The following is a 13,415-nucleotide window of genomic DNA, read 5'->3' as shown; positions in this document are numbered from 1 at the left end:
GGGTGTGACAAAAACGAGAGGGCTCGCGAGCGGCACCCACCACCGCTCGCGAGCCCCCGGCCAGCGAAGATCAAGCCCCTGCCGGAACCGTCCACCTCTGGTTGGCGGCCCCGGTGCAGGTCCAGATCTGCAGCTTCGCCCCGTTGGCGGTGTTGTTGTCCTTCACGTCCAGACACTTCCCGGACGCGGAGTTGATCAAGGTGCCACCGGAGGCGGTCCACTTCTGCGTGGCGACCGTCGAATAACAATCCCACAGATGTACGACCCCGCCGTCCGACGTGGAGTTGTTCGCCACGTCCAGGCACTTGCCGAGGCCCCGGACCGTCCCGTCGGCGCCGACCGTCCACTGCTGGTTGGCGTTGTCGGCGGTGCAGTCCCACATCTGCGGCTGGTTCCCGTTGGCCGTCGAGCCGTCGGTCACGTCCAGGCATTTGCCACCCAGCCCGGTGATCGTGCCCGTCCGGTCCGAGCCCGACCCGCTCTGCGTTCCGCTCCACGTGAACGTCGCCGAGGTCTTGGTCGGGAGACTGTACGTGAACGACTGACCGCCCCAATTCACCTTGACTGACTGCGTACCGCCGCTGGTGTTGTATGCGATCAACGCCTTGGACCCGTCGCTGTTCCTGAAGGCGACGTTCGGCACGGTCGAGTTGGCCGTCGAGTCGATCCGCACCGCGCCCGGCTTCACGAACTTGGTGAGGTGACCCATCGTGTAGTACTCGACCGTGTAGTCGACCTGCCCACGCCGGCCGTCGTTGCGGTGCACGGTGACCAGCCCGGTGCAGGTGCCGCAGCCGCCGTTGTGCGGCCCCATCGCCTCGTCCACCGCCAGCGACCACTTGGTCCAGCTACGCCCCCAGTTGCGGAAGTAGTCGATGAGGTCGCCCATGTCCTCGGCCTGCTGGTTCGACACCCACGTGCCGCCCGAGTGCTCGGTCATGTACGCGTTCACCGACGGATACTGGTTGTGCACCGTCGTCGCCTCCGACGGCGAACCGGCGTAATCGTGCCACGCGATGCCACCGAAGTTCGGGTGATTGCGGATCGCGGTGTCGGCCAGCAGCGGCGCGACCCACGTGTCGTACGTGTCGAAATTCCAGTCCCCGACCAGGAGTTTCGTGCTGAGCCCCGCGTTCTGCAGGGCCGGCAGCAGGTTGGTCTTGGCGAAGTACTGGAGGCCCGAGGTGTTCCACTGCATCGACGGGTATCCGGCGCAGCACCCGGGCTCGTTCTGCTCGGTCACGTACCGGATCGGCACGCCCTGCGCCTGATAGCCCTGGATGTACTTCACGAAGTACTGGGCGTAGGTGCCGTAGTACTGCGCCTGCAGGTAGCCCTGGCTGTAGGCGTTGTTGTCCTTCATCCAGGGCGGCGCCGACCACGGCGAGGCGAGCACGAACATCGAAGAATTCAGGCCGTACGCCTGCTTGGTCAGCGCCATGATGTCGGCATCCCGCGACAACGAGAAGTCGTTCAGGTCGCAACAGGTCGTGTCGTACGAGTAGCTGTTCTGCGCCAGGTCGGACGAGCCGATGACGTTGCGCAGCGCGCTGACGCCGATCCCCCCGCTGTTGCTGAACAGCTTGGTCATCACGTCGTTCTGAGTCGCGGACGACAACGCGCCGCTCCCCTTGATGTCGAAGGCGGCCGTGTCGGTCATCGACGCGCCGGCCCCCTCGAACGGCTGGTAGGTCGTGTTCTCGTCGACGGTGATCGTCTGGTTCGCGCTACCGCCGCCGCTCCCGAACGCGATCGGCGCCTGCTGCTGCAGCCCGCGGGTGACCGTGCGCCCGCCGGAGTCACTGGTCGTGGTCAGGTAGACGTTGACCGCCTCGCCCGCCGCGGACGCCTGGGGTGCGACCACAAGACCGGCGACGACCGCCACCACGACAAGCAGCGGCCTCTTGGGGATGGGGATGGACATGTCAAGATCTCCCTTGCCGTAGGTGGGGGCCCTGGCCGGGATCGCTAAGGTTTCTGAACAATAAACACGTACGTCGATGCCATGTCAATGGGCGCGGGTTGCGTCGATCCCCGTGTTTTGCCAGCTCAGATGCTTGTTAGCCAACTTGATAAAAGTTTGGAACGAGAGGGGTTGCCCAGCGCCGTGATCGAGTCTGGCAAACTGGGAGCGCAGCACCGGGAGGGCTCGCCTAGTGGCCGATGGCGCCGGTCTTGAAAACCGGTATGGGGAAACTCATCGTGGGTTCGAATCCCACGCCCTCCGCCAGATCATGAACAGCGAAAACCCCCGCTGACCTGCGCGAACGCAGCTCAGCGGGGGTCGTCATCTCCAGATCTTGAGTCTCACTCGATCTCACTGCGGCCCGCTCGATCTTGCTCACCGCGACAAATGCGCGACAAAGTTCGTCGAACCTCAGCGGTCACGCGGCCGCATCGTCGTCCCTGCTCAGCGCTGCCTCGATGCGGCGGCGGGCCGCCTGATCCTGGCCCTCGATGCACTTGGCGTAGACCTTCAGAAGCACGTGGACGCTGTGCCCCGCCCACTCGGCGACCTGGGTTGCCGGCACGCCTTCGTTGAGCCACAGCGAGACCGCCGCGTGCCGGAGGTCGTACGGCCGGCGGGCCAGCGGCGAGCGCTGCTGAGCGGGAGACAGCGCGGCACGGCGAGCAGCTCGCCAGACGCGCGAGTACGTCTCCTTCGACACCGGGCCGTGCCCATATCCCTGGGTGACGAATAGCCGGCCGTCCGGCGCGTGGCCATGCTCCGCGAGGTGCCAGCGAAGCGCGCGGACCAACGGCGGAGCGGCGGGCACCAGGCGTACGGCGGTCTTCGCTCGGTGTTTGAGCTCTCGGTCTTCCCGTACGGCGTTGATGTCGTCGCCCCAGCCCTCCCCCACGTGCTGAGTCGAGCCGGACAGCCGAAGCATTCCCCACCCGTCCTCGGAAAGCTCGCAATCCTCGATGCGGAGGTGAAGTGCCTCGGCCGGCCGCAGCGCGGCGTAGTACAGGCATGCGTAGAACGCCACCAGCCGAGGATGCCGCTCGCACACAGCACCGAGCAGCGTGAGTGCCTGCTCGGGGTTGACGACCGACCGACGATCGATCTCGTCGTTCGATTTCGGCGTGACCCACTGGACGTTGGCCATGGGGTGCGCGGCGAGTAGGCCGAGCTCGACGGCATACCGAAGCGCTCCGTAGAACACCGCCCGCTTGCGCGCAATGGTCGTCGCCGCTGCCTGCCTACCGTCTTGCCGGAGCGACAGAGCATCGAGCGCTTTGCGCACCAATGCCGCATCTCGTAGCTCGTTCAGACTCACGGTGTTCGACGAGATCCACCGAATCGCCGGGGCGAACTCCTCGGGCGGCGGTCCGGCGTCACGGCGTGCCTTGTTGAACGACCAGGCGTAGAGCGCGCGCCGGATATCGGCCTCGGCCGGCGCGCCACGCGTGCCGGAGAGCAAGACCGGAGTCACATTGGACAATGCCTCCGCGATGCTCTTCCGATGCTTGGCGGCGGCGCGCGGCCACTTCATGTCGACGAACGCCACCGCGTGGTCGTACCAGGAACGGGTGTTGAGTTCTCGCGCCATCGGTTCCGGTAGACCGCTGGGCTCGTCGAACGCGACGCCTTCGCGTTGAGCGACCACGAGTTTCGATCGGAAGCTCTCAGCGAGGGCTTTCGTCTTGAAGCTCTCGCCGAATACCTGGCCCGCTACGACCCAACGAACCCGGTACGTGCTGCGCGGCTTTCCGGTCTTCGGGTCCTTGCCCTTGTGCTCCTGAATGGCCCAGATCTTGACGTCGTAGGTGCTCATGCTGCTTGCGGCTCCTCACGGCTCAACAGCCAGGATTCGAAGTCAGTGCGGCGGATACGGATCGATCGGTTGGGGAGCTTGTACGTCCGTGGGGCCTGGCCGATGGCCTTCCAGCGGAAGAACGTCGACTTGGCCACGTCCATCTCTTCGAGGAATTCGTCAAGCGTTAGAAACGCGCGTGCCATCGGGGTCCGGCCTCCCTGGCGAGGTGGTGCGCCGACCGTTGAGCAGCCTTTTAGGCACCCAGCAGCGGCGAGGGGTGTCGAGTGGTGGTTCAAGCGAGCGATGCGGCAGAGCGCCGCAGAGTGGGCCGCTGAGAGCCTCCGTGAGCCAAGATTTCGGCTTAGTCGGTATGAAGGGATGCACCGATGTTGTGCGTGGCTCTCAGCGGGTTGGTCTCCGGCGGCCGGGCGGGTCGGGCGGCGGCCGGAGTGCGTCTGCCAGAACTGCCACAACCGCCAGAACCTCAGCGGGGTGGGGTTGTGGCGGTTGTGGCAGTTCTGGCACAGGGGTTACGAGGCGCGGCGCGGGGCAAGCGGGTGCACAGTCGCGGCCGGTCGGTGTACCTCGGGATGGACGAGGAAGCTCGGTGAGGGTGGCCGGCCGCCGGCCCGCTTCGGTGCGGGCGGGTCGAGCGACCGGAGGTAGCCGTGTGCTTCGAGCACGGCCAGCGGTGCATCGAAGTCGCCAGCGGTCGGCAGTTGCGCCGACTTGAGCGACCGGAACACCTCGCGTTTGGTGAACGCGCTGGTTCCGGTGCGCTCGATCCACGCCAGGATCGTCCGCGCGTTGCGCGTCGCCAGGTCGGCGCCCATGTCGTCGAACGCGCCGAGGGCGTGGGCTGCGTAGTACTCGCCGATCAACGCGGCGCGCTCGACGATGTCCGCACCGACTGGTCTGCCCCATCCCTCGCGCAAATGCTCGGCGAGGTGCAACAGGCCGGCGATCCGGACGACCGCCCCGGTGTACTTCGATCCCCAATCGACGATGTGCGACCAGGCACCGCCCGGGGCAAGCCGGGGTTCTACCTGTCGCTCGATCTCAAGGACCAGATCGTTGGCCTCGGGGGTGAGAACCAGGACGGCCGGGTCGGTCCACTCGGCGAGCGTGAGGACCAGGGCGTGAAGCCCGGCGTGGTAGTCGGCGGCGACCTGGGTCGGGATCGGGTCAGCACCAACCTTGCGGAACCCGACGGTGTTCTCCGGTACCGCGAACAGGATCCGGGCCAGCAAGCCCAACCCTCGGAAGCCCGGCATGCCGGCGATGTCCCGCAGGATCTCCGGTTGCACGGCGAGGCCCATGGTCAGGGCGGGTTTGTCGACGTGTTCGGAGTCGCGGGAGAGCCGGCCAACCCGCATCATGTCCCCGGCGTGGCCTTTGAGGAACACTTCTAGGTTCGGGGTGCCGGAGTAGCGGCCGGCGATGGTGGCGAAGATCCCGCCCTCGGGAGAGAGCACGGCCAGCCGGCCGCCTTGCTGGGCGAGCAGGGACGCGGCCGTTTCGCTGGTCACGTCGTCCGCGACCAGTTGCGGCTTCGCCGGGATGGTGATGGCTTCGGCGTTCATCGCGGCCGCCGTCGCTTCGGCGATCAGGGTGTCTCGGCCGTTGTCGGCGTTGGCTGCTGCAAGGGCGGCCTTCTCGGCCGCCTTACCGGCGACTTTGGCGGCGATCTCGGCCTCGATTATCGCGGGTGCGGTCCGCTCGATCAGCGACTTTTCCGCGGCCAGGATCGGCGCGACCATCGCCGCGAACACCGCGCTCTTGCGGGAGCCGGGCGGGAGCACGATGACCGTGTAGAGGTTGGTCGGTTCCCGCCAGGACCCGCGTACCTCCACCTCGGCGCGGCCGCCGGCCGCCGTCGACAGACAGGCCAGGGCAAGACTCCCGGCCAAGTCGAGCGGCGTTTGAGTGAACTCGGCGACCGCGATCACCTGCTCGGCCAGCCAACCGGGCAGCAGCTCCGCCGGAAATGGCGGCAGATGTCGGCCCCGGCCGAGCGGGATGAGTGGCGACCAGCCACCCGGTACGCCGGCGTTGTCGAGCAGCGCCCGCCCGGTCGCCACCACCTCGGCCGCGTCGGCCCCGGACGCGGCGAGTTGGGCGAGCTGCGCCCCGAGGTCGGCGACGGTGCGCCGTTTGGCCAGGTCGGCGACGATGCCGGCGTAGTGGCCGGCGTTTGCGGTCGAGGGCGTCTGGGTGGTGAGGGTGTGTAGGTAGGGTGCCCCGCCCACCTTGCCGAGGTCACCGGTTTCGGCCAGGTGGGCAGTGACGGTGATCGGGTCGGTCGGGATGCCGGCCGCGTGCATCCCGCACATGGCTTCCCAAAGCACGCCGTGTGCCGGGCGGCCGAAGTCGGCCGGGGCCAGCAGGCCGGCGAGGTCGGCCATCAGATTGGGGGCGAGCAGGGCGGCACCGATGACGGCCTGCTCGGCGGCCAGGTCGTGCCCAGCTTGAGTCACCTCGTCGAGTCCTCTCTGATCAAGGGGCAGGTTCAGGCGGCGCGGCGGCCGATCGCCGGCCGCTGCTCGCGGCCGGCCAGCCCGGCCAGGCGAGGGGCGACCTCGGCGAGCAGCTCACGCATGAGCGTCAGCGCGGTAGCGAGCTGCCACCGGGCCACGTTTTCGGTGCGGTGCAAGGGAATCCGCGCGCGGAGCTCGATGTACTCGACATCTCCGGCGCGTACACGGGTGAGCCAGGCCCGGCCGCCGATCTCGTCGGCGGTCAGGTCGGCCGACCGGTGCTCGGCCACTCCGCACCGGTGATCGCGGGTGCACCAGGTCGTGTGCGGGGTCTCGGCCCGTTGGAGGCGAGCCATTGTGCGGGCCTTCATCGGGTGCCCTTGTCGTGCAGCTCGCGGAGGCTGTTGATGATCCGGCGGCCGATCCGCAGGCGTCGTCCGTCGCCACCGCAGCGGCGGCACAGCCCGAACGCGCGGCCGAACGGCGAGCGGCGTTTGCCGGATCCCTTGCACTTGCGACACGCGCCGAACGGCCAGATCCAGCAGCCGACGCCATAACAGAAGGTGACGATCACGAGGAAGACGAACAGCAGGCCGGAGAGGGACAGGTCACGGGTTGCGGTCGCGGCGAGGGTGGCCACGGAAGACCTCCGAGGGCAGGTTTCAGCGGTTGAGCTGGGGGTAGGGCGACCCGCGACCGGCCGATGTATGGCCTGACCAGGCCGGTCGCGGGTCGAGTCGCGTCAACGCGACCGGTCGCGGGTCGTCCGCGACCTTCAGGCGGCCTTGCGCCGGCCGATGGCGGCGTCGATGTCGTCGGTCTTGGCGCCCTTGAGCGCCTTGCCGTTGCGCTTGACGTCAACGCTGCGTACACCGAACGCCCGGACCTGCGCCGAGATCGCTTCGGCCGTGGTGTCCGCGTACGCCTCGGGCAGCCGCTCGACCAGTCGGGCGGCGATCTCCTCCCACTGGGCACCGGTCTCGCCGCGCTCGATCACCGAGCGGACGTCGGCGAGCACGTCCCGGGCGGCGCGGGTGATGTCCTCCCCGGCCGCCATCCCCGACAGCGTGCCGGCCGCCTCACGAAGCTGCCGCGCGGCGATCAGGATCTTCTCCGCATCGTCAGCGTCGGCGAGGTGCGTGCGTACGGTCGGGGTGGCGTCCGACGCGCCCCGTAGGATGCCCACGCCCTTGTAGGAGGGCAGCAGCGTCGACGAGTCGTGCCCTTCCGAGTAAGCGCCGGAGCCCAGCACCAGGTCGGACACCTGCCACGAACCGGTGCGCAGGGAGAACCGGACCTGGTGGTTGTCGCGGAAGGATACGAACTGCTGGGCGACCTGCCCCGACCCGATCCCTGAGGGCCGCTGGGTGGCATCGACGAACCCGACCCCGGCCGCCGGGGCGACCTTGACCAGGTAGACCAGCAGGGACGCGATCTCTTTGGAGATCTCGCCGAGGTCGAAGTACTCCTGGAACTCGTCCAGGAACACCAGCCGGACCGGCATGCGGTACTTCGGATCCCGGGCGATCTCCCTTGTCAGCTTGCCCTCCGGGCACACGTCCACGGGCAGTTTCGAGAGCCGCTCGTACCGGTCCTGCACGTCCGCTTTGATCTCCCGCAACGCCTCCAAGACGATCTCGGCGGGGTCGCCGTCGCGGGTCATCGCCAGCCCGAACGCGCACCGGTCGGCCACCAACGCGAACTTGCGCCAGTCCGGCTTACCGCCCCCGTCGAGCACGGTGAGCTTCACGTACGGGTCGAGCGCCGCGTACAGCGCGAGCAGGCGGGCGGCGAAGGTCTTGCCCTGGCGGGGTTGGGCACCGATCAGGATCGAGTTCCACAGCAGGTCGACGAAGACCTTGTTGCCGCGCTCGTCCAGGCCGAACGGGGCCGGCTGCCACACGTCGGTGGCCTTGCAGCGCAACAGCGGAGTCCGGCCGGCGCCCTGCGAGAGCGGGTCCCGGTCGGCCACCCACAGCGTGTGGCGGCGATGGCTACTGAAGTCCCGGCTGATGAAGACCTGGGAGATCGCCACGTCCAGGCCGGAGGCGATCGCTCCGCGTGCCTTGACCGCCTCGTCGAACGTCTTGCCGTACGGCAGATCGATGGACACCTGAGAACCCGTTCCCGACGGGTCGCGGGCCATGGTCGAGCCGAAGCTGATCTGCTGGTGCGGCTTGTCCGGATGCCCGAGACCCGCCGCGTAGTAAGCGCGAAGGATGATGTCCGGGTTCACCCGCCGGAACCGGCCCGCGACCGTGGCGGGGGTGATGATCGGCCGGTCGTCCGGCCGTCCCAGGTGCGCCAGGAACACCATCGAACCGCCGATGACCAGGGCTAATGCCCACCACGGGCCGGTCCCCCACAGGATCGGGCCGCCGATCACGATGGTCAGGGCTTCGAAGGTCAGCACGAGGAATCGCCACATGCGGGTGGCCTTGACCTCGCGGTGCAGCTTGAGCCACATCGCCGGATCGTTGGCGTCGGCCGTGCCCTGACGTAGCGCGTACTGCTCGGTCACCCACCACCAGCGGATCTGCCAGCCAGCCAGCCGGAACACGCCGACCACTGCCCAGAACGCGGCGAGGATCGCGTACTTCGGCGAGCGGATCGCGTGAAAGCCGCACCGATACGCGGTCACGGCCAAGGTCTGCCGGATGCTGTGCTTGATGTTCGGCCACGTCGACCAACCGACCGGCACGATCGGGACCCGCCCGGCCGGCCCGGACAGGGGCGGGTCGACGGGCATCCCGCCGGCCGTCGGTGCGTCGTCGAGAGTCACCTCAAAGTGGGTATCTGCCGTCTCGCTGGTCCGGCGGGTACGGGCCTTGTCCAGGTCAACGACCTCGGCGACGTCAGCCTCAGCCGCGGTCCAATCGAACTGGTTGTCGTCAGGGTTCGGGTTGTGCGGGACCATCAGGCTCTCTCCTGTGGGTCGTGAAGGGCTTGCGGGTGGGACCGGCGGCACGGCGCTGCTTTGGTCGGTTTGGGCCGTGCCGCCGGGCGAAGTCAGTGCGAGGCAGTCTCGGTGGGAAGCGCGTACAGGAACCCGAACAGTGCCCCGTGCAGATCGATCAGGTCCCGGCCGTGCGTCGGCCGGGGGTAGCCGTGCCGCTCCAACACGCTCACCACGTCCGCGAGCAGGCCGAAGCTGAAACGCGGGTCGTCCTCGGGTGCGGGCATCGGGTACAGGCGGTCGGTGTCCATCAGGCGGTTCCTTTCGGTGGTCGGGTCAGGCAGCGGCGAGAACGGGAGTTTCGGCAGGTTCCGGGGCGGATGGTGATGCGTCGATGGCGCGTAGCGCGGCGAGGTGACGCCGGGCGGTAGACGGAGACACACCGGCCTTTTCGGCGATCGCGGAGACGCTCGCACCGGGCAGCTTCGCGGCGGCCTTGGCAACCTTGTCCGCCGACGCCGGACGCGGCGTGACGCGCTTCGGACGCTGCTTGACGACCGGAGCAGGAACCGGAACGGGCTCCACGACCGGGGCCGTCGGTTCCGGCTCGACGATCGAGGCGATCGGTTCCGGCTCGACGATCGAGGCGATCGGTTCCGGCTCGGCCACCAGGGGCAACTTGGATACGGCCACCGGTTCGGGCGCGGGCACCAGGCGGCGGATTCGGCCGCCGATCTCCACCAGTGAGACCGAGGCGATGACGATCAGGCCGTCCACGCTGAACGGGATCAGGTACGGCGACGCGTCCGTCTCGCCGTAGCGCACGGCCACGCCGACCATGTGCCAGTACGACACCCACGCGGCGATACCAGCGATCACGGCCGTTGCGGCGAGCCGCGCCACCGACGCAGCGCCCCGGCTGACCGGAACCCGGGAGATCAGCTCGACCGCGAGCAGCAGCGACAGCGGCGACCACGCCGAGATCGCCTGACTGATCGCGTTGTTCTCCGCGTGCAGCACGTTCCCCGCCAGCGACGCGGCGATCCCGAGCGTGAAAACAGCGCGGATGGCCCAGCCAAGCCGCTTGAGACGGTTGAGGTCGATGGTCATCAGGCCACCCGCTTCCGGGTGGTCGGGCGCGCGGCCAACTCGGCCGCTACGCGGGTGACCTTGGCCTCGGCTCGGCGCTTGCGACGCCAGTCCAGCGCGGTCGGGCCGCCGTGGTCGGCAGCGTTGATGAGGTTGATGTCGGCGTCCAACAGGTCCAGCTCGGCGGCGATCAGCGGCCACTCGGCCTCGATCGCGTCCAGGTCGGCGGCCGTCGGGCCGTCGGCGATCCGGTGAAGCTTGCTCACGGGAAGTCCTCCAGGAACGGAGGCCGGCACGACAGCAGCCGTGCCGACCATCGGGAACGAGGGGGTCAATGCGGAGGGCAGATGGCTCGCACCGAGAAGGCGCGGCCCGTGATCTGCGAGGTACGGCGCGACGCACTTGCCCAGCACGTCACGTTGAGCCGATGGGCGGACAGGTCTGGCCGGCCGGACACGTCAACGGCCGTACACCCGAGCAACCCCGCAGATCACGTCTTCAGTTGTCAATGAGCGACGAGGACCCAGCGGTGTCATGGCGTACGGCAACTTCGTGCCGCCGTTCCCGTCCTTACTGACCTCTTGGCTCGCCTGGCTAGCCAGGTGCCGTGAGATCAAGCTAGGCCGACATGACTAGTCAGGTCAAGGCCAAAACCCGAACTTCCCTAACTTGGCTAGTCAGAGCTACCGTGTAGCGGTGACCGAGAACCTTGACTTCCTTGGCCAGCTAGACCCCGATGATCCGAAACAGGCTTCGCAGCAGATCGCCAACAAGCTGCGCGCGGCCATCCTCACGCGCCGGTTGCAACCGGGCGACAGGCTTCCGTCGCAACCTGACCTCGCGGCCCGCTACGGCGTTGCGCGGGAAACGGTGAAACGCGCATTGGAGTTGCTCCGCGCGGAACGGCTGATCGTCACCCGTCAGGGGAGTGGTGCCTTCGTACGCGCTCAGACCCAACGCGCGGTCGAGCTCCGTCCGCACATCGAGGCAGCGTTCGAACGCCCGCACGTCGCCATCGACTTCGCGGGATTCTCTGGTGAGACGCTCCGAGACGCGCTTTCCGAGGTGCTCGACAAGGTCAGGGCCGGCTACCTCACCCCAGAGTCGATCGCCGTACGGGTGCTGATCTCGGATATGACCGCGCCGATGGCGTTGCCCGCTCGCGCCGAGACGCAGTCGGACGATCCGGCCGTCCGGGAGCGGGCCGAGCGGATCACCCGCCGTGCCGCAGACGGCATCCTCGACCAGGTTGGCGAGCTGGGCGACCTCGGGCTAGTCCCATCAGTGACGGTGGAAGTACGGATGCACCGGGCATCGCCGCTGTTCAAGCTCTACGTTCTCAACCGCGAAGAGGTCTTCTATGGCTTCTATCCGGTCATGGAGCGCACCGTCTCGATCAAGGGTGAACCTATGGCGATCTACGACCTGATGGGCAAGGACGTGCCTCTGTTCCACTACGCCGTGGCCGACGATGACGCGTCGCATGGCACACAGTTCGTCGAGGCATCGCGCCAGTGGTTCGACTCGGTGTGGTCGACGATCGCCTACCGGTACGAAGCATGACCGCCGAACTCGCCCCGCTGCTCGCCGAGGTCGACGCCATTCTTCTCGACTTCGACGGGCCGGTGTGCAGCATCTTCGCCGGCCATCCGGCCCACGATGTCGCGGCCGAGTTGGTTGACCTGCTGCACCGCGAAGGCATCGACATACCGGCCCGCCTGACCAGCGAGACGGACCCGCTCGAGGTTCTGCGATGGGCAGGCTCAATCGGCAACCAGCGCGTCACGGTCCTCGCCGAGGATGCTCTCTGCGAGGCAGAGCGCCGCGCGGTCAAGACAGCGGCTCCCACGCCGTACGGTCGCGAAGTCATCGTGGCCGCTCGGCAGGCCGGGCTCCCCGTGGCGGTGGTCAGCAATAACTCGGCCGGCGCGGTGACCGCCTACCTCACTGCGCACCGGCTCACCGGGCACTTTGCCCAGGTGATCGGCCGCGCGTACGCCGATCCGGCACGGATGAAACCCAACCCGGAGCCGATCTCGCGCGCCGTCAAGGCGCTCGACGTACTGCCGTCCAGAGCCGTTCTAGTCGGCGACTCGCTGTCGGACATCGACGGAGCGAGGGCAGCCGGAGTACGAGTCATCGCCTACGCCAACCGCCCGCACAAGGTCGAAGCCTTCCGAAGCGCCGACCTAGTCATCACCAGCATGGGGCCACTCGCCGAAGCCCTGGTCAGGAGGTGCGAACAGGCAGACGAACAGGAGTCACTCAGCCGGGGCGGCGGGTGAGGGCGAAACGTAGGTGCCTCGTTGGGGCACCGTGAAGACCAACCCGCGCTCCCGGAGAACCGCGACCGCGCGTCGGACCGTTCCACGCGCAATGCCGAACTCTTGAACGAGCTGCAGCTCGCTTGGAATGGGTCGATTCGGCTGCCAGGCGCCACGCTCGATCCGTTCGGCGAGGATCTCGACGAGTTGGAGATATGGCGGAACTGGCCCGTCCGGCTCGATCACATTCTCAACGTAAACGAGCGCCATCGACAACGAACCGCTAACTACGTACTTGGACAAGTAAGGACGTGCATGTACCAGATCCGGTCACCGCCGCTAACGACCAGCACCAACACGCCCCGATGACAGAGGAGCCGAAAACTACTCGGAAAGGTCATGCGATGCGCAGGCAAAACCTGGTCAATCAACTATCCCAACTTCCCAAGAGAGCTCAATTGAGCGTGCTGATCGGCGATCAGATCGTGGGGATCTCGGACGTTGTTGCCGTAGGTGACGACTTCGCCCTCCGGTGCCAGCCTGAGGATGTCCGCGATGTCCTCGCCGGCGAGTGGGGCATCGAGGAGAACAGAGCGCACGAGATCGCCTTCTCGCAGCCAAACGACCTACAAGAAAGCGAACCTGTCGACTAAACCACCTTTGTACGTCCATGGACAAGCCTATACATGCAGGCCACCTCTCGACGTAGAAAGGGCAGGCATGGGACTCGCGGACTTAGCTCATGGTTGCGGCTACTGCGCCTCCGGCGGGGGCGCTCCGGCTTCGGGATGACCGCGCACCCGTCACCCTCGGCCCGGGGCAAGCCGAGCAGACCCGGCCCACTCCCACGGTGAGCGGGTCGAGGGCGACGGGATGGTCTTGGCTGTTGAGGCGGATGGCGCGCGCACGATTTCTAGCTCGAAGCAGC

Annotated in this window: 14 protein-coding genes and 1 tRNA gene; 4 read left to right on the top strand and 11 right to left on the bottom strand. The window is 67.6% G+C overall.

Annotation, left to right across the window (positions count from 1 at the left end):
- Nucleotides 1-70: 70 nt before the first annotated feature.
- The gene (locus tag IH26_RS0147560) at nt 71-1,924 is read right to left on the bottom strand and encodes a ricin-type beta-trefoil lectin domain protein (protein ID WP_030442927.1); all 1,854 of its coding nucleotides are present in this window, start codon (nt 1,922-1,924) and stop codon (nt 71-73) included.
- Between the two features lie 218 nt (nt 1,925-2,142).
- Here IH26_RS0147560 and IH26_RS0147555 point away from each other — a divergent pair.
- Nucleotides 2,143-2,230, top strand: a tRNA-Ser gene (locus IH26_RS0147555).
- Between the two features lie 154 nt (nt 2,231-2,384).
- Here the strand turns inward: IH26_RS0147555 and IH26_RS0147550 are convergent.
- The 9 genes from IH26_RS0147550 to IH26_RS0147510 all read right to left on the bottom strand — a co-directional run bounded on the left by IH26_RS0147550 (nt 2,385) and on the right by IH26_RS0147510 (nt 10,489).
- Nucleotides 2,385-3,779: a tyrosine-type recombinase/integrase gene (locus IH26_RS0147550; protein WP_030442926.1), complete on the bottom strand. Its 1,395-nt coding sequence runs from the start codon at nt 3,777-3,779 to the stop codon at nt 2,385-2,387.
- Entirely contained in the window at nt 3,776-3,964 is a 189-nt protein-coding gene (locus tag IH26_RS0147545; RefSeq protein ID WP_030442925.1) for a helix-turn-helix transcriptional regulator, read from the bottom strand. Before IH26_RS0147545 ends, IH26_RS0147550 begins: the two co-directional genes overlap by 4 nt.
- A gap of 327 nt (nt 3,965-4,291) precedes the next feature.
- Nucleotides 4,292-6,238 (bottom strand): DUF3987 domain-containing protein, encoded by a 1,947-nt coding sequence (locus IH26_RS0147540; protein WP_030442924.1) that lies wholly within the window; start codon nt 6,236-6,238, stop codon nt 4,292-4,294.
- A 32-nt stretch (nt 6,239-6,270) separates the two neighbouring features.
- Nucleotides 6,271-6,594, bottom strand: a complete 324-nt coding sequence (locus IH26_RS0147535) for a hypothetical protein (RefSeq protein WP_034217690.1) — start codon at nt 6,592-6,594, stop codon at nt 6,271-6,273.
- 11 nt (nt 6,595-6,605) lie between these two features.
- Entirely contained in the window at nt 6,606-6,878 is a 273-nt protein-coding gene (locus IH26_RS0147530) for a hypothetical protein (protein ID WP_030442922.1), read from the bottom strand.
- 135 nt (nt 6,879-7,013) lie between these two features.
- Entirely contained in the window at nt 7,014-9,155 is a 2,142-nt protein-coding gene (locus IH26_RS0147525; protein ID WP_030442921.1) for a cell division protein FtsK, read from the bottom strand.
- 92 nt (nt 9,156-9,247) lie between these two features.
- A complete protein-coding gene (locus IH26_RS54925; RefSeq protein ID WP_034217689.1) occupies nt 9,248-9,445 on the bottom strand; it encodes a hypothetical protein in 198 nt (65 codons plus the stop codon).
- Nucleotides 9,446-9,470: 25 nt separating this feature from the next.
- Complete coding sequence (locus IH26_RS0147515) at nt 9,471-10,244, bottom strand: DUF2637 domain-containing protein (protein ID WP_030442920.1); 774 nt, start codon at nt 10,242-10,244, stop codon at nt 9,471-9,473.
- A complete protein-coding gene (locus IH26_RS0147510; protein ID WP_034217688.1) occupies nt 10,244-10,489 on the bottom strand; it encodes a DUF6284 family protein in 246 nt (81 codons plus the stop codon). The genes IH26_RS0147515 and IH26_RS0147510 overlap by 1 nt, the downstream gene beginning before the upstream one ends.
- Nucleotides 10,490-10,919: 430 nt before the next feature.
- Here IH26_RS0147510 and IH26_RS0147505 point away from each other — a divergent pair, with 430 nt between their 5' ends.
- Together IH26_RS0147505 and IH26_RS0147500 are read left to right on the top strand one after the other, a co-directional pair.
- A complete protein-coding gene (locus IH26_RS0147505) occupies nt 10,920-11,786 on the top strand; it encodes a GntR family transcriptional regulator (RefSeq protein WP_030442918.1) in 867 nt (288 codons plus the stop codon).
- Entirely contained in the window at nt 11,783-12,508 is a 726-nt protein-coding gene (locus IH26_RS0147500; RefSeq protein WP_051809818.1) for an HAD family hydrolase, read from the top strand. The genes IH26_RS0147505 and IH26_RS0147500 overlap by 4 nt, the downstream gene beginning before the upstream one ends.
- On the opposite strand, the gene IH26_RS59035 is transcribed toward IH26_RS0147500, so the two are convergent.
- Nucleotides 12,485-12,757, bottom strand: coding sequence for a GntR family transcriptional regulator (locus tag IH26_RS59035; protein ID WP_084599777.1), 273 nt, complete (start codon nt 12,755-12,757; stop codon nt 12,485-12,487). The two genes, IH26_RS0147500 and IH26_RS59035, sit on opposite strands and share 24 nt — an antisense overlap.
- 188 nt (nt 12,758-12,945) lie before the next feature.
- On the opposite strand from IH26_RS59035, the gene IH26_RS0147495 reads away from it, so the two are divergent.
- On the top strand, nt 12,946-13,140 hold the full coding sequence (locus IH26_RS0147495; protein ID WP_030442916.1) for a hypothetical protein: 195 nt from the start codon (nt 12,946-12,948) through the stop codon (nt 13,138-13,140).
- The last annotated feature ends 275 nt before the right edge of the window (nt 13,141-13,415 follow it).

This window comes from Actinoplanes subtropicus (assembly GCF_000721705.1).
Classification (GTDB): domain Bacteria; phylum Actinomycetota; class Actinomycetes; order Mycobacteriales; family Micromonosporaceae; genus Actinoplanes; species Actinoplanes subtropicus.
The sequence above is the reverse complement of the archived record's forward strand: the minus strand, read 5'-3'. Positions and strand labels throughout refer to the sequence as shown.